This is a genomic window from Sphingomonas melonis (assembly GCF_013409985.1).
Classification (GTDB): Bacteria; Pseudomonadota; Alphaproteobacteria; order Sphingomonadales; family Sphingomonadaceae; genus Sphingomonas; species Sphingomonas melonis_A.
Window position 1 is genome coordinate 44,530 of the sequence record NZ_JACCBY010000009.1, and the last position, 21,819, is coordinate 66,348.

22 protein-coding genes and 1 pseudogene are annotated in these 21,819 nt (G+C 68.7%); 17 read left to right on the forward strand and 6 right to left on the reverse strand.

All coding sequences use genetic code 11. From position 1 onward, the window contains the following. The first annotated feature begins 54 nt into the window (after nt 1-54). Entirely contained in the window at nt 55-1,038 is a 984-nt protein-coding gene (locus HD841_RS19225; RefSeq protein WP_179510518.1) for an aldo/keto reductase, read from the forward strand. Nucleotides 1,039-1,403: 365 nt separating this feature from the next. Here the strand turns inward: HD841_RS19225 and HD841_RS19230 are convergent, their stop codons facing one another. Together HD841_RS19230 and HD841_RS19235 are read right to left on the reverse strand one after the other, a co-directional pair. After that, nucleotides 1,404-2,480, reverse strand: a complete 1,077-nt coding sequence (locus HD841_RS19230; protein WP_179510519.1) for a catalase family protein — start codon at nt 2,478-2,480, stop codon at nt 1,404-1,406. Nucleotides 2,481-2,540: 60 nt separating this feature from the next. Next, a complete protein-coding gene (locus HD841_RS19235; protein ID WP_257015821.1) occupies nt 2,541-3,662 on the reverse strand; it encodes an alpha/beta hydrolase in 1,122 nt (373 codons plus the stop codon). 102 nt (nt 3,663-3,764) lie between these two features. Here HD841_RS19235 and HD841_RS19240 point away from each other — a divergent pair, with 102 nt between their 5' ends. Further along, complete coding sequence (locus tag HD841_RS19240) at nt 3,765-4,499, forward strand: Crp/Fnr family transcriptional regulator (protein WP_179510520.1); 735 nt, start codon at nt 3,765-3,767, stop codon at nt 4,497-4,499. 13 nt (nt 4,500-4,512) lie between these two features. Here HD841_RS19240 and HD841_RS19245 read toward each other — a convergent pair. Next, nucleotides 4,513-4,725: pseudogene (locus tag HD841_RS19245) on the reverse strand (hypothetical protein); the annotation flags it as partial. Between the two features lie 254 nt (nt 4,726-4,979). On the opposite strand from HD841_RS19245, the gene HD841_RS19250 reads away from it, so the two are divergent. The 11 genes from HD841_RS19250 (at nt 4,980) to HD841_RS19300 (ending at nt 15,416) form a co-directional block, all read left to right on the forward strand. Further along, entirely contained in the window at nt 4,980-6,419 is a 1,440-nt protein-coding gene (locus HD841_RS19250) for a methyl-accepting chemotaxis protein (protein ID WP_179510521.1), read from the forward strand. 294 nt (nt 6,420-6,713) lie between these two features. Continuing rightward, nucleotides 6,714-8,144: a methyl-accepting chemotaxis protein gene (locus HD841_RS19255; protein ID WP_257015823.1), complete on the forward strand. Its 1,431-nt coding sequence runs from the start codon at nt 6,714-6,716 to the stop codon at nt 8,142-8,144. Nucleotides 8,145-8,176: 32 nt separating this feature from the next. Beyond that, nucleotides 8,177-8,482: an STAS domain-containing protein gene (locus HD841_RS19260; RefSeq protein ID WP_179510522.1), complete on the forward strand. Its 306-nt coding sequence runs from the start codon at nt 8,177-8,179 to the stop codon at nt 8,480-8,482. A gap of 11 nt (nt 8,483-8,493) precedes the next feature. Next, nucleotides 8,494-10,677 carry a chemotaxis protein CheA gene (locus HD841_RS19265; RefSeq protein WP_179510523.1) on the forward strand — a complete coding sequence of 728 codons (2,184 nt, stop codon included), beginning with the start codon at nt 8,494-8,496 and terminating at the stop codon, nt 10,675-10,677. Beyond that, nucleotides 10,674-11,534: a CheR family methyltransferase gene (locus tag HD841_RS19270; protein ID WP_179510524.1), complete on the forward strand. Its 861-nt coding sequence runs from the start codon at nt 10,674-10,676 to the stop codon at nt 11,532-11,534. Before HD841_RS19265 ends, HD841_RS19270 begins: the two co-directional genes overlap by 4 nt. Continuing rightward, nucleotides 11,531-12,571 (forward strand): protein-glutamate methylesterase/protein-glutamine glutaminase, encoded by a 1,041-nt coding sequence (locus HD841_RS19275; RefSeq protein WP_179510525.1) that lies wholly within the window; start codon nt 11,531-11,533, stop codon nt 12,569-12,571. Before HD841_RS19270 ends, HD841_RS19275 begins: the two co-directional genes overlap by 4 nt. Then, nucleotides 12,568-13,125 (forward strand): chemotaxis protein CheD, encoded by a 558-nt coding sequence (locus tag HD841_RS19280; RefSeq protein ID WP_179510526.1) that lies wholly within the window; start codon nt 12,568-12,570, stop codon nt 13,123-13,125. Before HD841_RS19275 ends, HD841_RS19280 begins: the two co-directional genes overlap by 4 nt. Nucleotides 13,126-13,157: 32 nt before the next feature. Then, the gene (locus HD841_RS19285) at nt 13,158-13,523 is read left to right on the forward strand and encodes a response regulator (RefSeq protein ID WP_179510602.1); all 366 of its coding nucleotides are present in this window, start codon (nt 13,158-13,160) and stop codon (nt 13,521-13,523) included. Nucleotides 13,524-13,546: 23 nt separating this feature from the next. Then, nucleotides 13,547-13,990, forward strand: coding sequence for a chemotaxis protein CheW (locus HD841_RS19290; protein ID WP_179510527.1), 444 nt, complete (start codon nt 13,547-13,549; stop codon nt 13,988-13,990). 92 nt (nt 13,991-14,082) lie between these two features. Beyond that, nucleotides 14,083-15,093: a chemotaxis protein CheB gene (locus HD841_RS19295; protein WP_179510528.1), complete on the forward strand. Its 1,011-nt coding sequence runs from the start codon at nt 14,083-14,085 to the stop codon at nt 15,091-15,093. After that, the gene (locus tag HD841_RS19300; RefSeq protein ID WP_179510529.1) at nt 15,090-15,416 is read left to right on the forward strand and encodes a hypothetical protein; all 327 of its coding nucleotides are present in this window, start codon (nt 15,090-15,092) and stop codon (nt 15,414-15,416) included. Before HD841_RS19295 ends, HD841_RS19300 begins: the two co-directional genes overlap by 4 nt. 76 nt (nt 15,417-15,492) lie before the next feature. Here the strand turns inward: HD841_RS19300 and HD841_RS19305 are convergent, their stop codons facing one another. Then, nucleotides 15,493-15,873, reverse strand: coding sequence for a hypothetical protein (locus HD841_RS19305; RefSeq protein WP_257015826.1), 381 nt, complete (start codon nt 15,871-15,873; stop codon nt 15,493-15,495). A gap of 119 nt (nt 15,874-15,992) precedes the next feature. Further along, nucleotides 15,993-16,667 (reverse strand): MBL fold metallo-hydrolase, encoded by a 675-nt coding sequence (locus HD841_RS19310; RefSeq protein ID WP_306455808.1) that lies wholly within the window; start codon nt 16,665-16,667, stop codon nt 15,993-15,995. Between the two features lie 79 nt (nt 16,668-16,746). Here HD841_RS19310 and pabB point away from each other — a divergent pair, with 79 nt between their 5' ends. The 4 genes from pabB to msrA all read left to right on the forward strand — a co-directional run bounded on the left by pabB (nt 16,747) and on the right by msrA (nt 20,787). Continuing rightward, on the forward strand, nt 16,747-18,522 hold the full coding sequence (gene pabB / locus HD841_RS19315; RefSeq protein ID WP_179510530.1) for an aminodeoxychorismate synthase component I: 1,776 nt from the start codon (nt 16,747-16,749) through the stop codon (nt 18,520-18,522). Nucleotides 18,523-18,556: 34 nt separating this feature from the next. Then, nucleotides 18,557-19,756, forward strand: a complete 1,200-nt coding sequence (locus tag HD841_RS19320; RefSeq protein WP_179510531.1) for a pyridoxal phosphate-dependent aminotransferase — start codon at nt 18,557-18,559, stop codon at nt 19,754-19,756. Between the two features lie 176 nt (nt 19,757-19,932). After that, on the forward strand, nt 19,933-20,079 hold the full coding sequence (locus tag HD841_RS19325) for a hypothetical protein (protein ID WP_179510532.1): 147 nt from the start codon (nt 19,933-19,935) through the stop codon (nt 20,077-20,079). A 54-nt stretch (nt 20,080-20,133) separates the two neighbouring features. Beyond that, entirely contained in the window at nt 20,134-20,787 is a 654-nt protein-coding gene (gene msrA / locus HD841_RS19330; RefSeq protein WP_179510533.1) for a peptide-methionine (S)-S-oxide reductase MsrA, read from the forward strand. A gap of 251 nt (nt 20,788-21,038) precedes the next feature. Here the strand turns inward: msrA and pdeM are convergent, their stop codons facing one another. Continuing rightward, a complete protein-coding gene (gene pdeM, locus HD841_RS19335; protein WP_179510534.1) occupies nt 21,039-21,701 on the reverse strand; it encodes a ligase-associated DNA damage response endonuclease PdeM in 663 nt (220 codons plus the stop codon). Nucleotides 21,702-21,819 lie beyond the last annotated feature (118 nt).

The following is a 21,819-nucleotide window of genomic DNA, read 5'->3' on the forward strand; positions in this document are numbered from 1 at the left end:
ATCGGGGGAGATGCGACGGCCTATCTGGTGCGCGAACCAACCGGAGGACGAATGATGCGGACGCGAATACTGGGCCGCAGCGGTCTTGAAGTGTCGGCGTTGGGGCTGGGGTGCATGGGGCTGAGCTATGCCTATGGGCCGGCGACCGAGCGCGGCGAGGCGATCCGGCTGCTGCGTGGCGCGCACGAGCGCGGCGTCACCTTCTTCGACACCGCAGAGGCTTATGCCCAGGGCGCCAACGAAGAGCTGCTCGGCGAGGCGCTTGCGCCGGTGCGCGACGACGTGGTGATCGCGACCAAGTTCGGCTTCACCAACGGGGTGGTGGCCGACGGGCTCGACAGCCGGCCGGAGACTATCCGCGCCGTCACCGACGCGGCGCTGCGGCGGCTGCGGACCGACCATATCGACCTGCTCTACCAGCACCGGGTCGATCCCAACGTGCCGATCGAGGATGTCGCAGGCACGGTGCGAGCGTTGATCGAGGCCGGCAAGGTGCGCCATTTCGGCCTGTCGGAGGCGGGTGCCGACTCGATCCGCCGCGCGCATGCGGTGCAGCCGGTGACGGCGTTGCAGAGCGAATATTCGCTGTGGTGGCGCGAGCCCGAGGCCGACATCCTGCCGTTGCTGGAGGAGCTCGGCATCGGTTTCGTGCCGTTCGCGCCGCTCGGCCGTGGCTTCCTGACCGGCACGATCGATGCCAAGACGACGTTCGACGCCAACGACTTCCGCAGCAACGTCCCGCGCTTTTCAGCGGAGGCGCGGCAGGCCAATCAGGCGCTGGTCGATCTGGTCGCGACGTTGGCGGCGGAGAAGGCGGCGACGCCGGCGCAGATCGCGCTCACCTGGCTGCTGGCGCAGCGGCCCTGGATCGTGCCGATCCCCGGCACGACCAAGCTGCACCGGCTGGAGGAAAATCTCGGCGCGGTCGACGTGTCGCTCAGCGGTGACGATCTGGCGCGGATCGCAGCGGCACTGGCCGGGATCGAGATCCACGGCGAACGCTATTCGGCGGCCCAGCAACGGTTCGTCAGCCGCTGACCGCGTCTCCGCTCGCTGAAGGGGGGGCGACGGATGTCGGTCATAGGCGGGATCGACACCCAAGCGCCGAAAAAACTCCTCTCCGCCAGAGCAGGGCTATCGCACATGGACGCTCGCTCGGGTCCGCCGCCCTCCAATCCCACCCCGTCACCCCGGACTCGTTCCGGGGTCCACTCTGCGGCGAGGAGATCGGCTTGATGCAACACCGTTTCCTTGCCGCCCGGTGGACCCCGGAACGAGTCCGGGGTGACGGGTAAGAGGAGGAAGCCGATCGAACCTCATCATTGCAGTCAAAAGCGATAGCCCTCCCCGAGCGGGGCAGGAATCAGGCTAAAGTTCGACCCCGCCCAGCACGATGGGCGCCGTTACGCCCGCATCGGCTCGTGATACGGGCAGCCATTCACCCGCGCGCGGAAGTCGGCGGAGTGGCGATACGGTGCGTTGCGCGCGCGGTTGATGTTGCCGAGCGGGCGATGCGCCTCGATCCCCGTCCAGACGCTGAACCGGCTTTCCTCGTTGATCGCGCGGACATGCTCCGCCGACCAGCTATCCTGCGGCGCGGCGCGGACGATGCCGACCCGCTGGAACGGTGCCTCGTCCTCGTCCCATTCCACCGTCGGGTCCTCGATCGGCTGGCGGTCGAGGTCGCGGCACAATTGCACCCGGAACTCCCAAGCGGCATCGATGTCGCGCATCTCGCGACGCACCTCCTCGCGGATGGCGTCATCGCGGCCGTCGACGTCGATCGTCTGGCCGGTCAGCGCGGTCATCGCCGGTGCGATCGGCTTGAGGCTGAACTTGGCGACATAGTCGCCGTAGCGGAACGGCGTGACGCTGTAATAGGTCTCGCCGAGGGGCTCGACATTGGGGGCGCCACCGAGCGAATTGATCGCCGCGCTCTCGACCCCGACCGTCTCCAGCGTCGCGCGCACGCCCTGCAACACGGTCGACAGCACCTTCTTGGTGCCCTCCAGCCGGTCGGTCGTCTTGGCGAGCAGCTTGAGGTTGCCGAGGAATTTGTCGGCGGTCTTGGCCTGGAAGACGGTGCCGTTGACCATCACGAAATCCTGCGCGCTGCCCTCCGCGCCCGGCAGGCGGGCGCCGTCGACGTCGAACACCTTCATCGCAAGCCCGCGCGGCAGGCTGATCGCGTCGGGCAGGATGTCGCCCGCGTTGGTCGACAGGCGCAGCAGCACCTTGTGCGTGCCGGCACGGGCGAACAGGCCCTGGGCGAGGTCCGGCGGCAGATCGGCATCGACGGTGAGCTCGCCTTCGAGCAGGCCGTGCGCCTTGGCGTGGACCGAGCGGACGGCGTGACCATAATCCTCGGCGGTGCGCTCCAGGATCGTGTCGAAGGTGGTGCAGAGCGCGGTGATCGTCTCGGCCTCGTCGGGCTGCACGTCCTCGAGCTCGGGGCGGTAGCGGATGGGGGCGTCGGTCATCGAAGGTCTCCTGTTCGGGCAGGTAAACGCGGGGCGGACGATTCCGCCCCGCGACAGCGATCAGCGCTTGGCGGGCGCCGCCGCGAACGCCGCCTTCAGCCGGGCGACGGCAAGGGCGTTGGCGTCCTTGGCGCCGCGGACGATCTGCGCCATGCCGAAGAATTCGTGCGTGACGCCGGGGAAGGTGCGCTGCTCGACCCGATCGCCGGCCTTGCGCATCGCGACGGCGAGCGTCTCGCCGTCCGAGCGCAGCGGATCGATCTGCGCGTTGATGATCGTCGTCGGCGGCAGGCCGCGCAGGTCGGCGGCGACCAGGTTGAGCCGCGGGTCCTGCGCATCGGCGGCGCGGCTCTGGTAGTAATAGCCGAACCAGTCGAGCATCGCGGCATTCAGCGGCTTGGCGTTGGCCGAGTCGCGGCGCGACGGCAGCGTCTTGCTGCTGTTGGCGATCGGATAGACCGACACGATGTGCAGCGGGGCGGTCAGGCGGTTGTCGCGCGCATAGATGGCGGTGGCGACGGCAAGATTGCCGCCCGCACTCTCCCCGGCGAGCGCCACCTTGGCGGGATCGCCGCCCCAGCTCGCCGCATTCTGCAGCGTCCAGCGATAGGCGGCGGCGGCATCGTCGTGCTGCGCCGGGAATTTGAATTCGGGCGCGTGGCGATATTCGACCGAGACGACGATCGCGTCGAGCGCCTTGGCCATCGCGCGCGGTGCCGCATCATAGGTATCGACGTCGGCGATCACCCAGCCGCCGCCGTGATAATAGACGATCACCGGCAGCGCGGCGCCGCCCGTCGGAGCGTTGGCGGGCTTGTAGATGCGCGCGAACTGCTTGGGATCGGCGCCATAGGGCTTGTCCTGCGTCGTCACCGCGGCATCGGGCGTGGTCGGCAGGCCGCGCCGGGCCATCGCCGCCTTGGCGCCATCGGCCGCGGAGGGCTGCATGCGCGCCTCGGCCGGCGTCAGCGTCTCGATCGGCTTGCCACCGAGCCCGGCAAGCGCGTCGAGCACCGCCTGCATGTCGGGCGCCGCCCTGGGCGGCTGCACCGCGGTGGCCGCCGGTGCCGGCGGCGGCGGCGCGGTCGGCGAGGGGGCGGATTGCGCCCCGGCGATCGTCGATGCGAGCAATGCGACGACAAGTGCGGACGCGGCGCGCCCGGGCATACGGCTGACGGTCATGATCCCTCCTGTTGGTACGGCTTAGGAACAACCCGGACCAATCTATGTTGCTGTACGGAACCGGACCAAGGGGCGCCGGCAGCGCGGGAATGCGGACGGCGAATGGCGACGGCGGTGAATCGGATCAAGGCGCAGGATCGCGGCACCAGCAACCGCTTGCTGATGCAGCTGTCGGACGAGGACTGGGCGTTGTTGGCGCCGCATGTCGAGCGCACCTCGTTTGCGGTGTGGGACGATATCGCGCGTGCCGGCGAGCGGATCGGCAGCGTCTGTTTCCTCGACGAGGGGATCGCCGGTATCCTCGACGCGCTGGAGGGCGATCGCCGCTATGCGGTCGCGCTGGTCGGCGCGGAGGGATTCATCGGTTGGCCGTTGCTGCTCGGCGACGACCGTTCGCCCTATGACGTGACCATGCGCGCCGAACATGGCGAGGCGCTGCGCCTCCCGGCGGACGTCCTGCTCGCCGCCGTCGAGGAGAGCGCGGCGCTGCGCAGCGTGCTGCTCCGCTTCGTGCAGACATTGATGGTGCAGATGGGGCGGACGATCGTGTCGTCACTGGCGCATCCGATCGAGCGGCGGATGGCGCGCTGGATCCTGCTGTATCACGACCGCGTCCGCGAGGACGACATCTGCATGACGCACGAGGAATTCCGGCTGATGCTCGGCGTGCGGCGCAGCAGCGTCACCGACGCGCTGCACCGGTTGGAGGAGGAACAGGCGATCCGCGCCTTTCGCGGCCGCGTCGTGGTGCGCGACCGTGCCACGCTGATGCGGCTGGCGGGCGACACCTATGGGCATGCCGAGCAGGAATATCGCCGCCTGCTCGGCCCGCCATAGGCGCGAGGACGGGTCAGAAACCGCGGCGCAACGTCACGAACCACTGACGCGGCGCGCCCGCGAGCAGCGTCTGGTTGTCACCGCTGGCGACATAGCCGTTGGTGCCGATCGTCGAGATATAGCGCTTGTCGGTGAGGTTGGTGACGCTGCCCTCGATCGTCAGCCCTTCCAGCGCGCCGCCAATGCCGCGCATGCGATAGCCGATGCTGGCATCGGTCGAAACGCGGCTGGTGGCGGGGATTGGTGACGCTTTCGCGACGTTTACGGGACGGGAGGGTGACACGGGCCGGATCGGCCCTTCCAGCCGCAAAAAGCCGTCAGAGTCGTTCTATAATTGCAACAGGTCTGAGGACATTACCCGTATTTAACGAGGTCTTTAGAATTTCAGTCCAATTTGAACTTTAGAGGCTGATTCGGATCGATGAAGAGGCCGACCATCGCTTCGCGGGATTGGCCCGCCCCTCATCGAAGGACCTGAAGATGTTGACCTGGTTCGCTAATCATGCGCCTATCCGTACCAAGTTCAAGGTGCTGCTCGCCCTCCATGGCGCGATCTCCGCTGCCGGCGTCGTCACCACCTATCTCGCTGCCGAGGCGACGCCGGTCGAGGCGAGGATCTATGTCGCCGTCGCCGCGGTGCTGTTCGTCGTGACGCTGCTCGCCGTGCTGTTCAGCGGCAAGGTGATCAGCGATCCCTATGTCGCCTCGGTCGTGCGGATGGAAGGCCTGGCGGCGGGCGATCTCAAGACCCCGATCGCTTATGGTGACCATCGCGACTGCATCGGCCGGATGTCGCGCGCGGTCAGCGTCTTCAGGGAGAATGCGGAAACGGTCCAGGCCGCCGCCGCGGCACAGCAGATCGTCGTCGGCGCGCTGGGCGAAGGCCTGACGCGGCTGGCGTCGAGCGACCTCAGCTATCGTATCGAGCAGAGCTTCCCGGCCGATTACGAGCGCCTGCGCGCCGACTATAATCGCGCGCTGGACGCGGTCGCCGAGACGATGCGTGCCGTGACCGAAGCGACCAGCGGCATCAACAACGGCGCGATCGATATCCGCCAGGCGTCCGACGACCTGTCGCAGCGCACCGAACAGCAGGCCGCGAGCCTGGAAGAGACGGCCGCGGCGATGGACGAGATCACCTCGACCGTCCGCCAGACCGCCGCGGGTGCGGTGCGCGCCAACAGCGTCGTCGAGGAAGCGCGCGTCGAGGCCGAACAGTCGGGCCAGGTCGTCCGCCGCGCCGTCGACGCAATGGGCGGGATCGAGCGCGCCTCGAACGAGATTTCGGACATCATCTCGGTGATCGACGGCATCGCCTTCCAGACCAATCTGCTGGCGCTCAACGCCGGCGTCGAAGCGGCGCGGGCCGGCGACGCGGGCCGCGGCTTCGCGGTCGTCGCCTCCGAAGTGCGGGCGCTCGCCCAGCGCTCGGCCGAAGCGGCCAAGGACGTCAAGACGCGCATCACCGCCTCGTCGGAGCAGGTCGATGCCGGCGTCGAGCTGGTCAGCGAGACCGGCAAGGCGCTCGACCGGATCATCGGCCGGATCGGCGAGATCAGCACGCTCGTCGGGCAGATCGCCTCCGCCGCCGAGCAACAGGCGACCGGCCTGCAGCAGGTCAACACCGCGGTCAGCGAAATGGACGGCGTCACCCAGCAGAATGCCGCGATGGTCGAGGAAGCGACCGCCGCCGCCCGCAGCCTGTCCGCCGAGGCCGATGAGCTGGCCCGTCAGGTCGCGCGCTTCAAGCTGTCCGCCGGGGGCAATGAGCCGCTCCTGCGCGCCGTGCCGGTCGTGCACCAGTTGCAGGATCGCGCCGCCGACGCAGGGCGCCGGATCGCCCGCTCCGCACGCCGCAGCGGCAGCGGCGGGGCGAGCACCGCGGTCGCCGTCGCATCGGACGATTGGTCCGAATTCTAAGGCGATCACGCGCGGCAGCGGCCGGTCTGTCTAGGAAGTAAGAAGCGGAAGGGGGGTAGCGTGCAGTTTCATCGTCATCATCATCACGACCAGCGCCGCCGCTCCTCGATCCGGCGTGGCGCGGGTCGCCGCGCCGGCGCCCGTGACCGCCGCACGCCAGACGCGATCGCGCGCGACATCCGGCCGATTACACCCAAAATGGGTGCTCAACGTCGCGTTAAGTGGTGCCTGCCAACTCCCGTCGCCATGGACCGAGCGGACCGTTTCCGCCGGTCGTCGATGGAGACGTTGCCGATGTTGAGCTGGTTCGAGAAGCGGGCGCCGATCCGCGTTAAATTCCGCGTTCTCGCCGCCTTCCAGGCGCTGCTCGGCGCGATTGCGGTCGGGCTCACCGCGGGATCGTGCACCGGCGTGATCCACACCAGCCTGGCGTTCGACGCCGTCGTCGCCGCGCTGACCGTGGTGATCATGTGCGCGACGACGCTGTTCGCGGGCGGCATCATGTGCCGCCCCTATGTCCAGACGGTGCTGCGCATGGAGGCGCTCGCCGCGGGCGACCTGCAATCGCCGATCGAGCATACCGACAACAAGGATTGCGTCGGCCGGATGACGCAGGCAATGGCGATCTTCCGTCGCAACATGGAAGAGGCCAATACCGCGGGCGCGCAGCGCGCGATGGCGGCGGCGCTTGCCGAGGGGCTGGGACAGCTCGCGCAGGGCAATCTGACCTTCCGCATCACCAGCGACTTCCCGGCCGACTTCGTCGCGCTGCGCGACGATTTCAACGCCGCGATGGACGCGATGATGGCGGCGGTGTCCGCGGTCAACCACGCCGCGGCGAGCATCGACACCGGATCAGGCGACATCCTCCAGGCCTCCGACGATCTGTCGCAGCGCACCGAGCAGCAGGCGGCGAGCCTAGAAGAGACGGCGGCGGCGATGCAGGAGATCACCGCGACCGTCCGCGACACCGCCGCCCGCGCCGATCGCGCCAATGGCGTCGTCGGGGCCGCCCGCGGCGAGGCCGAGGAATCGGGCCAGGTCGTCGCCCGCGCCGTCGACGCGATGGGCGGGATCGAGCGCGCCTCGGACGAGATTTCGGAGATCATCTCGGTGATCGACGGCATCGCCTTCCAGACCAATCTGCTCGCGCTCAACGCCGGCGTCGAGGCGGCACGTGCCGGCGATGCCGGCCGTGGCTTCGCGGTCGTTGCGTCCGAAGTGCGCGCCCTGGCGCAGCGGTCGGCCGAGGCGGCCAAGGACGTCAAGACGCGGATCACCGCCTCGTCGATCCAGGTCGATGCCGGCGTCGCGCTGGTCAGCGCGACCGGTGAGGCGTTGCAGCGGCTGATCGGCCGGTTCGGCGAGATCAGCGCGCTGGTCGCGCAGATCGCCACCGCCGCCGAGCAGCAGGCGACGGCCTTGCAGCAGGTCAACACCGCCGTCGGTGAGATGGACGGCGTCACCCAGCAGAATGCCGCGATGGTCGAGCAAGCGACCGCCGCCGCCCGCAACCTGTCCGCCAACGCGAGCGAACTGGTCGAGCAGATGGTGCGCTTCCGCACCGACCGTCGCGCGCCGCCGGCGCTCAAGGCGGTGCCGGCCGGGAACCGCGTCCATCAGCTTCAACAGCGCGCGGCCGACGAAGGCCGCCGCATTGCCGGTCAGTCGACCCGCCGGAACCCCGCTCTCGCGGTGGCCGGCGACGACTGGTCCGCCTTCTGACCTCTAGCGAACGTAGCGAAAGTCGAACCCGCATGTCCTCGCCCGCCACTTCCCTGCTTCCCGAGACGCTCGATACGTCCGCGGCCAGCCCGCTGCGCATCGCGCTGCTCGACCGTATCGATCGCGGCGAGCCGGTCCATCTGGACGGCAGCGAAGTGACGCGCGCGGGGCTCGCCTGCCTCCAGGTGCTGGCGAGCGCGCGTGCCACCGCGGTCGAGCAGGATGTCGAATTCCGACTGGAGAAGCCCAGCGAGGCGCTGGCGCGGATGATCGGCCTCGCCGGGCTCGACGAGGCGCTCGCCCTGTCGGGCGACGACGATCGCGATCTGGACGCCTGAAAGGATTGATGATGAACCTCGACGAGATCCAGCAGATCTTCTTTCAGGAATGCGACGAAGGCCTCGCCACGATGGAGGCGAGCTTCGGCAGCGTCCGCCAGGGCGAATATGATACCGAGACGATCAACACGATCTTCCGCGCGGTCCATTCGATCAAGGGCGGCGCGGGGGCGTTCGGCCATGAGCGGTTGCAGGCCTATGCGCATGAATATGAGACGCTGCTCGACCTGGTGCGCAACGGCACGCTGACGCTCAATCCCGACCTGCTCGGCACGATCGTCGGCGCGTTCGACATGCTCGCCGACCATGTCGCCGCGGCGCGCGACGGCGGCGAGCCGCCGGCCGACGGCGCGATGCTCGCGCGGCTGGTCGCCGCTGCCTCGCCCGATGCCGCCGCGGCCGCACCCGCGCCGGCCCCGGCGCCGGCGCCGGCGGCGCCCGCCGCCGCTGCCGAGGCGGAGTCCGACATGGATTTCGCGCCGGTGGCGTTCGCCGTCGACGATTTCGACGACCTGTTCGCGATGTGCGAGGCGCCCGCGCCGATCGGCGCCGATGGCGACTGGCAGGTGACCTTCATCCCCGGCGCCGACGCGCTGGAGAATGGCGGCGATCCGCTGCTGCTGCTGCGCGAGCTGACGATGCTCGACGGCAAGGTGCTCGCCGCCGACCTGTCGGCCTTGCCGCCGCTCAACCAGCTTCATCCCGAGCGCTGCTACCTCGGCTGGACCGCGATCGTGCCGGGCGCGGTGGCGGAAGACGATATCCGCGCCATCTTCGAGTTCATGGGCGAGTGCGAGCTGCGCGTCGAGCGGATCGGCGGCAGCCCCGCGGCCGCGGACAATGACGATCTGCCGTTCGACCTGCCGCTGCCGACGCTCGATGCCGAGCTGGACGCGCCGGTGCCGCCGCCGGCCGCCGCCGCGCCGGCCGCCGCTCCCGAACCCGCGCCGGTCGTGCCGCTGCTGCCGCCCGAACCGGCCGCACCGCGCGCCGCGGTCGCGCCGCCCGCGCAGACCATCCGCGTCGATCTCGACAAGCTCGACCGGCTGGTCAACCTGGTCGGCGAGCTGGTCATCACCCAGGCGATGCTGGCGCAGCGCCTGTCCGAACATGCCATGGCAGGGATTTCCGAACTGACCGACCTCGACCATCTCACCCGCGAGTTGCAGGAATCGACGATGGCGATCCGCGCGCAGCCGATGAAGACGGTGTTCAGCCGCGTGCCGCGCATCATCCGCGAACTGGAGGTCGAGACCGGCAAGCGCGTGCGCCTCGATATCGTCGGCGAGATGACCGAGGTCGACAAGACCGTCGTCGAGCGCATCGGCGAGCCGCTGACCCACCTCATCCGCAACGCGGTCGATCACGGGCTGGAGACGCCCGCCGAGCGGCTCGCCGCGGGCAAGCCCGAAGAGGGCGTCGTGACGCTGTCGGCGGCGCATCACTCCGGGCGCATCGTCATCACCGTCGCCGACGACGGCCGTGGCATCGATCGCAAGCGCGTCCGCGCCAAGGCGGTCGAGCGCGGCATCATCGCAGCGGATGCGCTGCTCAGCGACGAGGAGACGGACAATCTGATCTTCGCGCCCGGTTTCTCCACCGCGGCGACGGTATCGAACATCTCGGGCCGCGGCGTCGGCATGGACGTGGTGCGCAAGAACGTCCAGGCGCTCGGCGGCCGTATCGGCATCACCTCGCATCTCGGCTCGGGGTCGAGCTTCGCGCTGTCGCTGCCGCTGACGCTGGCGGTGCTCGACGGCATGATCGTCACCGTCGGCGACCAGACGTTCGTCATCCCGCTCGGCCATATCGTCGAGAGCCTGCGTCCCGATCAGGACGGCGTGAAGGTGCTCGGCCCGAGCGCGTCGCTGCTCGATGTCCGGGGCTCCTACGTGCCGGTCCATCGCGTCGCCGAGCAGCTCGGCATCGATGGCGCGCAGACCGATCCGTCGCAGGCGGTGCTGATCGTCGTCGAGTCCGACGTCGGCCAGGCGATCCTGATGGTCGATTCGATCCAGGACCAGCGCCAGGTCGTCGTGAAGAGCCTCGAGGCGAATTATACCGCGATCCCCGGCCTCGCCGGCGCCACGATCCTGGGCGACGGCCGCGTCGCGCTGATCCTCGACGTCGATGCGCTGATCTCGCGCTGGCGCCGTGACCGCGTCGCCGCGGCACCGCTGGGGCTCGCTGCATGAACGCGGTGACACTGACGGCCAACCGTCCGACCGAATTCCGTTTCGAGCCTGCCGACCATGCCGCGATCAGCTCCTTCGTCTACGACGCGGCGGGCATCCTGCTGCCGCCGGGCAAGATGCAGCTGGTATATGGCCGGCTGGCGCCGCGGGTGCGGGCCCGTGGGCTGACCTGCTTTTCCGATTACATCGACCTGATCAGCGACGACGATGTCGAGCGTACCCGCGCGCTCGATGCGCTGACCACCAACCACACCAGCTTCTTCCGTGAGGCGCATCATTTCGATCACTTCATGGAACATGCCTGGCCGGCGCTCGACCAGCGGCTGGCGACGCGCGGCAAGGTGCGGATCTGGTCGGCGGCCTGTTCGAGCGGGGAGGAGCCCTATTCGCTGCTGATGGCGATGTTCGGCACCGAACGCGGCAACGGCCAGCGGCTGGCGCGCACCGATCTGCGCATCCTCGGCACCGACCTGTCGACCGAGATCCTGGAGACGGCCCGCGCCGGGCGCTATTCGCTGGAGACGGCGGCGAGCATCCCGCAGTCGCTGCGGTCGATCTGGATGACGCGCACCGGCGATCAGGCGGAGGTGAATGCCCTGATCCGCGAGCGCGTCGCCTTCCGCAAGCTCAACCTGCTCGAAGCCTGGCCGATGAAGGGCATATTCGACGCGATCTTCTGCCGCAACGTCATGATCTATTTCGACGAGACGACGAAGGAGCGGTTGCAGTCGCGGCTCGCCGCGCAGCTCGTCCCCGGCGGCTACCTCTACATCGGTCATTCGGAGCGGCTCGCCGCGTCGGTGGCATCGCAGTTCACCTGTGTCGGACGGACCACGTTTCAGAAGGTAAGGTCATGATCGCCTCGCACCCGAAGACCGCACCGACCCGTGTCCTCATCGTCGACGATTCGCCGACGATGCGCGCGATGGTGTCGCACAGCCTGTCGCGCTACGACGATATCGAGGTGATCGGCACCGCCGACGGGCCGCACACCGCGCGCGAGATGATCAAGGCGCTCAACCCCGACGTGATCACGCTCGACATCGAGATGCCGGACATGAACGGCATCGAATTCCTCGAGAAGATCATGCGGTTGCGGCCGATGCCGGTGGTCATGCTGTCGACCCTGACCGGCCGTGGCGCCGAGGCGACGATCCGCGCGCTCGAACTGGGCGCGTTCGACTGCTACGAGAAGCCCAAGACGGCGTTCGGCGAAGGGCTGGGCGACGATCTTGCCGAACTGGTCCGCACCGCGGCGAAGAGCCGTCGGCGTCCGCGCTTCGTCACGCCGGCGGCGAAACCCGCCGCCGATTACCAGCCGCGCCCCGATGCGATGATCGCGATCGGATCGTCGACCGGGGGCGTCGAGACGCTGATCGAGCTGCTGTCGGGCTTCCCGGTCAATTGCCCGCCGACGGTGATCGTCCAGCATATGCCCGAATCCTACGTGCCGACCTTCGCCGCGCGGCTCGACCGGCTGTCGGCGCCGCACGTCAGCGTGGCGCGGTCGGGCGCGCCGCTGGAGCCGGGGCAGGTCTATGTCGCGCCGGGCGGCTCGCACCATCTCGAGGTGACCGGCGGCACGCTGCGCCGCTGCCGGCTGGTCGCCGACGAGAAGATGAGCGGCCACCGGCCCTCGGTCGACCGCCTGTTCCTGTCGGCGGCGCGCTGGGCGGGCGGATCGGCGGTCGGCGCGATCCTCACCGGCATGGGCGCCGACGGGGCGCAGGGCCTGAAGAAGATGAAGGAGGCCGGCGCGATGACGATCGGCCAGGATCAGGACAGCTGCGTCGTCTACGGCATGCCCGCCGCCGCGATGCAGATCGGCGCGGTGACGGTGCAGCTGCCGCTGTCGCGGATCGCCGGGCGGCTGCTGACCGAGTGCCGGGCATGAAGACCGCGGTGCGGACGGCCGATGGCCTCAGACGGATCACGATCATGCAGGGCGAGACCAAGGTCTCCGACGATCCCGAGGCGGTGCTGACCACCGTGCTGGGCAGCTGCATCTCGGCCTGCCTGTTCGATCCGGTCGCCAAGGTCGGCGGCCTCAACCACTTCCTGCTGGCCGAACCCGGCAGCGGCGACGTCGATGTCTCGTCGCTGCAACGCTACGGCGTCTATGCGATGGAGGTGCTGATCAACGCGATGCTGGCGATGGGCGCGACGCGCACCAATTTGAAGGCGCGGATCTACGGCGGGGCGTCGCTCCGTGACGGCTTCCGCGACATCGGCGCGACCAACGCCCTGTTCGCGCGCCGCTTCCTGCGCGACGAGCGGATCGCCCTGGTCGGTGAGGATGTCGGCGGCTACGGCGCCCGCCGCGTCGAATTCCGCCCGACGCTGGGCCTCGCGCGCTGCCGCGTCGCCAGCATCCGCCCGGTCGAACAATTGCGCGTCGCTCCCGTCCCCGTCCCGGTCGCCGCGGTCGGCGACGTCGAGTTCTTCTAATGCGCTCCCCCAATCCCAGTGAAGGAATTTCCGTGTCCAGTACCATCATGACCGTCGACGATTCACCAAGCATGCGGATGCTGTTGAGAGCGGCGCTCACCGACCTGGGCTATCAGGTCCTCGAGGCGGAAGACGGCGTGCAGGCGCTCGAACGGCTGGACGGCGTCGAGCCCGACCTGCTGATCACCGACATCAACATGCCCCGGCTCGACGGCTTCGGCCTGATCGAAAAGGTGCGCGAACAGGACCGGCATCGCAATCTGCCGATCCTGGTCTTGACGACCGAAAGCTCCGACGAGAAAAAGCAGCGCGCCCGTTCGGCCGGCGCAACTGGTTGGATCGTCAAGCCTTTCCACCCGGAGAAGCTTGCTGCGGCGATCCGCCGCGTGCTGCACTGACCGTCCTTTCAGGAGACTTTTGCATGTCCCGCCAGCTCATTACCTTCCAGATCGGCGAGCAGATCCTCGGCGTCGATATCATGGCGATCCGCGAGATCCGCGCCTGGTCGCCGGCCACCCCGCTGCCCAACGTGCCGCCGCACGTCCGTGGCGTCGTCAACCTGCGCGGCATCGTGCTGCCGGTGCTCGACCTCAGCCACCGGCTCGGCTGGGGGATGACCGACCCGTCGGCGCGTCACGTCATCATCGTCGTGCGGATCGGCGAACAGTTACAGGGCTTGATCGTCGATGCGGTCAACGACATCGTCACCGTGCCCGACGACGGCATGCAGCCGCTGCCCGATATCGGCGAGACGCCCGCCGCGCAGTTCCTCGAAGGGCTGGCGACGATCGACCAGCGCCTGATCCTGGTGCTCGCGCTGGAGCGGCTGATCGACAGCACGCTCGCTTTGCCCGACGCGGCGTAAACGCACGATTCATCGCATTTCGGTAAAGCTGCCCGGGTCGCGGACGTTCCTGCTTCTTTCGTCTCCATTTTTTCGTTCAAGGAAGTCTGGCCATGGCCGCTGCGGTCAAAGTTCTCGTCGTCGATGATTCGCTCACCATGCGCGCGCTGCTGTCGGGCGCGCTGGAGCGCATTCCCGGAGTGGTCGTCGTCGGATCAGCGGACGGGGCGGAAGAGGCGCGCGCGATGCGCCAGCAATTCCACCCCGACGTGATGACGCTCGACGTCGAGATGCCCGGGATGAGCGGCATCGAATATCTCGCCGAGCTGATGGAAGACCGGCCGATGCCGGTGATCATGTTCTCGACGCGCACCGAGGCCGGGGCGGAAGCCTCGATCGAGGCGCTGCGGCTCGGCGCGATCGACTGCTTTCCCAAGCCCAAGGTCGCGGTGGCGGCGGAGTTCGACAAGATCCTCGCCAAGCTCGGCAAGCGCATCAAGGCCGCCAAGGGCGCGATGGTGAAGAGCAGTTCGGCCGCCAAGGCGGTCGCGGCGCCGCCGATCGACTGGAACGGCCGCCTGCTCGCGATCGGCGGCGAGGCGGCGGCGACGCAGGCCTTGTTCGACCTGTTCGGCAGCTTCTCGGCCAATTGTCCGCCGACCGTCGTCGTCCAGCACCTCGGGGCCGGCCTCGCCGGGACGATGATCGACAAGATGGCGGCCGAGATCGCGCCGAAGATCGTGCTGGCCGAAGACGGCATGGCGATCGAACAGGGGACGATCTATCTCGCGCCGCCGGGCGATCATCATGTCGTCGTCGACGGCTGGCCCAACGGCAAGCTCCGCATGCTGCCGCGCGACCCCGTTGCGGGCGAGCGGCCGTCGATCTCGATCCTGTTCGCGTCGGTCGCCAAGGCGGCCGGCGCCGAGGCGGTCGGGCTGCTGCTCGGCGCCGACGGCGAGGATGGCGACGCCGGTGTGCGGGCGCTCCAGGCCGGCGGCGGCTATTGCATCGCGCCGGCCGAGCAACGCGCCGATGGCTTCGTCATGACCCGCCGGATGGCCTCGCAACCCGTGCCGCTCGACCAATTGTCGCGCAGCGTCATCAGATTGTGTTCCAAATGATCGATCTTACCGACCCTGCATCAGCGACGACCCGCGGCGTCGAGCCGGCGCTGGCGCATGCACTGGCCGACGAACTGACCGGCCTGACCGGTGTGCTCGCCGATCTCGCCTACGACCTCGCGGCCAATGCCGAGACGTTGCGCCAGCATATGCACAGCCTGCAGGCGATCGACCGGATCACCCAGGCGCAGCTGGCGATGGCGGACGTGCTACGCTCGGCGGCGTCCTCCGAGGAGCGGATCGCGGCGGTGACGCTGGAGGAACTCGCCAAGGGGCTGCTCACGTCCTTGCACCGCTATCGCCATGAAGGCGTGCCGGACTGATCGGCTTGATCTGACCGCGCTTCGACCTCGGCGCGGGATATGGGGGCGGGAACCCGTTGATCCCCGCCCTCGATCGTCAGGCCTTCTTGCGCGCGCGCTTCGGTGCGGCGGCGGCGGCGGTGTCTTCTTCCTCGTCGGGCTGGTCTTCACCCGCTTCGGTCAGCGCCTCGCCGAGCGCCTTGAGCTTGTCCTGCGACTTGTCCGCCTTGTCGGCGATCTTGGTCGTCGCCGCGCCGAGCCGATGCAGCAGCGCATGGATGCGGTCGGCGTCCGGCGTGTCCTTTTCGAGCTGCTTGCGCAGCGAGCCGAGATCGCGGAGGATGCCCTTGGCGCCGGGCACATCCAGATCGGCCAGCGCGGCTTCCCAATCCTCGACCATGTCGGCGCCCTTGTTGGGCTTGGTCTCGTCGAGCCCGCGATTGATCGCGTTCATCGTTCCGGCAAACTTAACGGCCATGCGGCTCATCCTCTCGTGGGGAAATCCCACGCCGCCAACGAGGCACCTAACATATGTGTCCGGCAGAAACGCGCCGTATCAACAATTTACCGGTTGCGCAGCCGCAACGACCAGCCGCGCTATTCCGCCAGCGCACGGTCGCTGACGAACATGTTGTTGGCCCGCTCGTGCGCGAAGGTGCTGGGATTGCCGTGGCCGGGGATGAAGGCGGTGTCGTCGCCGAGCGGCCACAGCTTGGTGACGATCGTCTCGATCAACTGCTTGTGGTTGCCGCCGGGCATGTCGGAGCGGCCGACCGACCCCTGGAACAGCACGTCGCCGACCTGCGCGAACTTCGAGGGCGCATGGTGGAAGATGACATGGCCTAGCGTGTGGCCGGGCGTTTCATAGACGTCGAGCACCAGATTGCCGACCGTCACCGTATCGCCCTCGACCAGCCAGCGGTCCGGTTCGAAGGTGACGCCGGTCATGCCGTAATTGCGTCCATCGTCGTCGAGCCGCGCGATCCAGAAGCGATCCGCCTCGTGCGGTCCCTCGATCGGCACGCCGAGATCGTCGGCGAGCGGCTTGGCCTCGCCGGCGTGATCGATATGGCCGTGGGTCAGCAGGATCTTCTCGACGGTGACGCCGGCCTGCGCAACCGCCGCCTTGATCCGCGGCAGGTCGCCGCCGGGATCGACGATCGCCGCCTTCATCGTCTCGGTGCACCAGATCAGCGTGCAGTTCTGCTGGAACGGCGTCACCTGGACGATGACGGCCTTCAGGGGCGTGGCGGGGCGCGGCGTATCGGTCATGGCCGCGAGATAAGCGTCTGAGCGGATGCGGGCAATCGCCGCTTGCGCCCACCGCATCGCGCCGTGCATTTGTGACAGGATGCTGAATGCACCTTTCGTGTTGCTCGACGATGCCCGTGACGGCGGCAGCGCGCGGCTCTACCGCGACCCGGTCGAGATCGTCCGCGCCGACCGCGCGACGGAGGTGCTGCCGGCGCTGGAGCGGCTGCGCGCGGCACGCGGGCGCGGGCTGCACGCGGCGGGCTATCTGACCTATGAGGCGGGCGCGGCGCTGATGCCGCGCGCGCTGCCGGCGCGCGACGGCGACGGGCCGCTATTGTGGTTCGGGCTGTTCCCCGATTACCGCCTGCTCGACGGGGCTGGCGTCGCCGCGCTGCTGCCCGATCCGGCGGGCGCCCGGGCCGCGGCGCCGCGGCCGCGGATCGCACGCGATCGCTATGATGCGGCGCTGGCCGAGGTGCTGGCGCTGATCCGGGCGGGCGACATCTATCAGGCGAATTTCACGCTGCGGGCCGATGTGCCGGTCGTGGGCGATCCGCTCGCGCTCTACGCCGGGCTGCGGCGGAGCGCGGCGGCCGGATATGGCGCGCTCGTCGCGACGGGGGAGCGGCATCTGCTGTCGCTGTCGCCCGAATTGTTCTTCGCGCTCGACGGCGCGACGCTGACCTGTCGGCCGATGAAGGGGACCGCGACGCGCGGCGACACGCCGGAGGAGGATGCGACGCGCATCGCCACGCTGCGCGGCGATGCCAAGCAGCGGGCGGAAAACCTGATGATCGTCGACCTGATGCGCAACGACCTGTCGCGCGTCGCGGCGCCGGGCAGCGTCGCGGTGCCCGACCTGTTCACGGTCGAAAGCTACCCGACCGTGCATCAGATGACCTCCACCGTCACCGCGCGGCTTGGCGAGGGCAGGGATGCGGTCGACGTACTCGCGGCGCTGTTCCCCTGCGGCTCGATCACCGGCGCGCCCAAGCAGCGCAGCATGGAGGTGATCGCGACGGTCGAGGAGGCGCCGCGCGGCATCTATACGGGGTCGATCGGCCGGATCGACGCCGATGGCGATGCGGCGTTCAACGTCGCGATCCGCACGCTCGCGCTGGCCGATGGCGCTGCGGTCGCCGAACTGGGGCTGGGCTCGGGCATCGTCGCCGACAGTCGCGCCGACGAGGAATGGGCGGAGGTGCGCGCCAAGGGCGCGTTCGTGACCGCCGGCCAGCCGGCGCTCGACCTGATCGAGACGATGGCCTTCGATCCCGAGGACGGCGTGATATTGCTCGAACGCCATCTCGCGCGCTTGACCGCGAGCGCGGCGGCGCTTGGCTTCCGCTTCGACCGGCATGTCGTGCGCAACGAATTGCAGGCGGCGACCTTCCGCCTGCGCAAGGCGGCGCGGATACGGCTGCTGCTCGCGCAGGGCGGGGCGATCGCGATCGAGATCGCCCCCGCGCCAACGGCCTATGATCGCCCGCTGCGCGTCGCGGTGGTGCCGCTGCCCGTCGCGGCCAGCGACTTCCGCCTGCGCCACAAGACCAGCGATCGCGGCTTCTACGATGCGGCGCGGCGTGCGGCGGGGACGGACGAGGTCGTGTTCGTGCGGCCCGATGGCCTGTTGACCGAAGGCAGCTTCACGTCGCTGTTCGTGCCGGCGCGCGACGGCCGCCTGGTGACGCCGTCGCGCGACCTCGGCCTGCTGCCCGGTGTGTTGCGCGCCGAATTGATCGATACGGGCCGGGCGAGCGAGGGTTATCTGTCGCGCGACGCCCTCGACACGCCATTTTTTGTCGGAAACGCGCTGCGCGGGCTGATCCCGGCGGTTGTTGCGATTGCGAAAGAGCCGGTGCTGTCGCTATAGGCGCGGCGTCCTTTCCGCCATCGAGGCCCGATTCATGAAGCCCTCCGCCGCCCTCGGCCGCATCAGCCCGTCTCCGACGCTCGCCATCACCAGCCGCGTGCTGGAGCTGAAGCGCGCGGGCGTCGACGTGATCGGCCTCGGCGCGGGCGAGCCCGACTTCGACACGCCCGACTTCGTCAAGGAGGCGGCGATCCAGGCGATCCGCGACGGCAAGACCAAATATACCAATGTCGACGGCACGATCGAGCTGAAGCAGGCGATCGTCGCCAAGTTCGCGCGCGACAACAACCTGACCTACACGACCGATCAGGTGACGGTGAACGTCGGCGGCAAGCATACGCTGTTCAACGCGATCGTCGCCACGGTGAATTCCGGCGACGAGGTGGTGATCCCGGCGCCTTATTGGGTGAGCTATCCCGATGTCGTCCAGTTCGCCGGCGGCACGCCGGTGTTCGCGGTCGCCGGACCGGAGCAGGATTACAAGCTGTCGCCCGAAGCGCTCGAAGCGGCGATCACCGAGCGGACCAAGTGGGTGATCCTCAACTCGCCGTCCAACCCGACCGGCGCCGCCTATTCGGTGGATGAGCTGAAGGCGCTCGGCGCGGTGCTGGCGCGCCATCCGCACGTCTGGATCTTCGCCGACGATATGTACGAGCATATCGTCTATGACGATTTCCGCTTCGCGACGATCGCCGAGGTCTGCCCCGACCTGTACAAGCGCACGCTGACGGTGAACGGCTGTTCCAAGGCCTATGCGATGACCGGCTGGCGGATCGGTTTCGCCGCGGGCGCGCCGTGGCTGATCAAGGCGATCGCCAAGCTCCAGTCGCAATCGACCAGCAACCCCTGTTCGATCGCGCAGGCGGCGGCGGTCGCGGCGCTGACCGGCCCGCAGGATTTCCTGAAAGAGCGCAGCCGCGCCTTCCAGGGCCGGCGCGATCTCGTGGTCGGCATGCTCAACGCGATTCCCGGCATGACCTGCCCGACGCCGGAAGGCGCCTTCTACGTCTACCCGTCCTTCGCCGAGCTGATCGGCAAGACGACGCCGAACGGCCGCAAGATCGAGAGCGACGAGGATTTCGTCGGCTATCTGCTCGACGATGCCAAGGTGGCGGCGGTGCAGGGCGCGGCGTTCGGCCTCTCGCCGGCGATGCGGATCAGCTATGCGACCTCGGACGAGCTGCTGCGCAAGGCGTGCGAGCGCATCCAGCAGGCGTGCGCCGACCTGCGCTGAGCCACCGGGCGGGGCCGCATCGGCCGCACCCTGCTGGACGATGAACGCCGCGGCCACGCGGCGTTAATGCAGCGTTTCTATAAATGATATTGCGAACGGGACGCAGAGAGACGATCTCGGCGTCTGCAATGGGGCAGCGTCCATGACCTGCTCGTCCGACAACAAAGGCATGCGTCATGAGCAAGGTGATCAAGAGCGGCTTCTTCTGGCAATTCGTCGGCGGCTTCGCCATCGGTGCGGTCGGCGTCGTCACCTTGCATCCGGCGAGCGCGCAGCCGGTGCAGCCGCTTCCCGCCGCCTCGCCGATCGTGCAGGCGCAGTAAGCCATTCCCGCGGCTGCCCTTGGTGAGCGGCGATCGCTACCCCATCTGGGTACCATGCTGAAAATCCTGTTGCCGATCGCGGGCGCTGCCGCCGCCGTCCTCGCCTCCACCGGCTTTGCCGAGGCCGAGCGCGCCGTACCGATCCCCGCCGCCAGGGTCGACGTGCCCGCCGCGGCTGGGGCGCAGACGGCGGTGTTCGCCGGTGGCTGCTTCTGGGGCATGGAGGCGGTGTTCGAGCATGTGAAGGGCGTGCGGTCGGTGACCGCGGGCTATGCCGGCGGCACGGCGCGCACCGCCACCTACGATCAGGTCTCGACCGAACGGACCGGCCATGCCGAGGCGGTCAGGCTGGTCTACGATCCGCGCGTGGTCAGCTATGCGACGCTGCTGCGCGTCTATTTCTCGATCGCGCACGATCCGACACAGCTCAACCGGCAGGGGCCGGACAGCGGCCCGAGCTATCGCTCCGCGGTGTTCCCGCAGGACGCGCGCCAGGCGGCGGTGGCGCGCGCCTATATCGCGCAGCTGGCAGCGACGAAGAGCTTCCCCGCGCCGATCGTCACCAGGGTGGAGCAGGGCGGTTTCTACCCGGCCGAGGCCTATCACCAGAATTTTTACGACCGGAACCCGACCCACCCGTATATCGTCCATTGGGACAAGCCCAAGGTCGCGGCATTCAAGGCCGGCTTCCCGACGCTGTACCGGTAACGCCGAAATCCTCCCCCTCCGGTGCAGGGCTATCGCATTTAACGCGGGCCGCCTTCCAACCCCACTCCGTCACCCCGGACTCGTTCCGGGGTCCACTCCGCGGCGAGGAGAAAGGCTAGATCCGGCACCGTTCCCTTGCGGCGAGGTGGACCCCGGAACGAGTCCGGGGTGACGGGTAAGAAAAGGAAACCGATCGAACCTCTCCATCGCAGCCATATGCGATAGTCCTGCCCTTGCGGGCCGGAATGCGGTCACGCCGCGATCGGGAAGCGAAGCAACCGTCGTTCCACCGGCACCAGCGCCTCGGCGCCGCGGCCGACCGCCTTGGTCAACGCGGGATGGTCGACGTCGAGTCCCCCCGTCAGCGCGCCGAAGGCGGGCAGCACGATCTTGCGCTCCGTCGCGACGAAGCAGCGCCGCGCCACCTGCTTGCCGCGGACATGGATGCGCAGCTTGGGGTGGAAATGCCCCGACAATTCGGGCCGGGTCTCGTGCGGATCGGCCTCGTGGCGCAGGATCAGGCCGGCGACCGCCGCCTCGTCCGCCGTCTCGCCGCCGCAGCGGTCCTTGATATCGGGGTCGTGGTTGCCGGTGATCCACGTCCAGCGCAGTCCGTCGGTCAGCGCGCGCAGCCGGATCTGCGCCTCCTGCGGCAGCCGCTCGCAGCCGTCGCTGTCGTGGAAGCTGTCGCCGAGGCACCACAGTTCCTCCGCGCCGGTCGCCTGCACCAGCCGCGCCAGATCGGCGAGCGTCGCCAGCGAGTCATAGGGCGGCAGCATCTGGCCGCGCGCGGCATACCAGCTCGCCTTCTCGAAATGCAGGTCGGCGACCAGCAACGCACGCCGCGCCGGCCACAGCAATGCCCCCTCAGGCAAGGCGTAGAGCGCGTGACCACCGAACGAAAAGGGAACCATCGCTTCGCCTTGCCCGCAAAGAACCCGACGATCAAGAGCTTGCGCGGCGCCGTGGAAATCCGCTTGCGTGGGCGGCCAATCGGCGTAAAGCGCGCCGTCCTTCCGCCGGAAGGCTTTT

Excerpts from the sequence above, each read along its gene's own strand:
- HD841_RS19300 (WP_179510529.1), top strand. The coding sequence starts at position 15,090 with ATGATCGATCTTACCGACCCTGCATCAGCGACGACCCGCGGCGTCGAG.
- HD841_RS19290 (WP_179510527.1), top strand. The coding sequence starts at position 13,547 with ATGTCCCGCCAGCTCATTACCTTCCAGATCGGCGAGCAGATCCTCGGC.
- HD841_RS19265 (WP_179510523.1), top strand. The coding sequence starts at position 8,494 with ATGAACCTCGACGAGATCCAGCAGATCTTCTTTCAGGAATGCGACGAA.
- HD841_RS19235 (WP_257015821.1), bottom strand. The coding sequence starts at position 3,662 with ATGACCGTCAGCCGTATGCCCGGGCGCGCCGCGTCCGCACTTGTCGTC.
- HD841_RS19295 (WP_179510528.1), top strand. The coding sequence starts at position 14,083 with ATGGCCGCTGCGGTCAAAGTTCTCGTCGTCGATGATTCGCTCACCATG.
- HD841_RS19280 (WP_179510526.1), top strand. The coding sequence starts at position 12,568 with ATGAAGACCGCGGTGCGGACGGCCGATGGCCTCAGACGGATCACGATC.
- pabB (WP_179510530.1), top strand. The coding sequence starts at position 16,747 with ATGCTGAATGCACCTTTCGTGTTGCTCGACGATGCCCGTGACGGCGGC.
- HD841_RS19260 (WP_179510522.1), top strand. The coding sequence starts at position 8,177 with ATGTCCTCGCCCGCCACTTCCCTGCTTCCCGAGACGCTCGATACGTCC.
- HD841_RS19320 (WP_179510531.1), top strand. The coding sequence starts at position 18,557 with ATGAAGCCCTCCGCCGCCCTCGGCCGCATCAGCCCGTCTCCGACGCTC.
- msrA (WP_179510533.1), top strand. The coding sequence starts at position 20,134 with ATGCTGAAAATCCTGTTGCCGATCGCGGGCGCTGCCGCCGCCGTCCTC.
- HD841_RS19230 (WP_179510519.1), bottom strand. The coding sequence starts at position 2,480 with ATGACCGACGCCCCCATCCGCTACCGCCCCGAGCTCGAGGACGTGCAG.
- HD841_RS19305 (WP_257015826.1), bottom strand. The coding sequence starts at position 15,873 with ATGGCCGTTAAGTTTGCCGGAACGATGAACGCGATCAATCGCGGGCTC.
- HD841_RS19275 (WP_179510525.1), top strand. The coding sequence starts at position 11,531 with ATGATCGCCTCGCACCCGAAGACCGCACCGACCCGTGTCCTCATCGTC.
- HD841_RS19325 (WP_179510532.1), top strand. The coding sequence starts at position 19,933 with ATGAGCAAGGTGATCAAGAGCGGCTTCTTCTGGCAATTCGTCGGCGGC.
- pdeM (WP_179510534.1), bottom strand. The coding sequence starts at position 21,701 with ATGGTTCCCTTTTCGTTCGGTGGTCACGCGCTCTACGCCTTGCCTGAG.
- HD841_RS19240 (WP_179510520.1), top strand. The coding sequence starts at position 3,765 with ATGGCGACGGCGGTGAATCGGATCAAGGCGCAGGATCGCGGCACCAGC.
- HD841_RS19255 (WP_257015823.1), top strand. The coding sequence starts at position 6,714 with ATGTTGAGCTGGTTCGAGAAGCGGGCGCCGATCCGCGTTAAATTCCGC.
- HD841_RS19310 (WP_306455808.1), bottom strand. The coding sequence starts at position 16,667 with ATGACCGATACGCCGCGCCCCGCCACGCCCCTGAAGGCCGTCATCGTC.
- HD841_RS19225 (WP_179510518.1), top strand. The coding sequence starts at position 55 with ATGCGGACGCGAATACTGGGCCGCAGCGGTCTTGAAGTGTCGGCGTTG.
- HD841_RS19270 (WP_179510524.1), top strand. The coding sequence starts at position 10,674 with ATGAACGCGGTGACACTGACGGCCAACCGTCCGACCGAATTCCGTTTC.
- HD841_RS19250 (WP_179510521.1), top strand. The coding sequence starts at position 4,980 with ATGTTGACCTGGTTCGCTAATCATGCGCCTATCCGTACCAAGTTCAAG.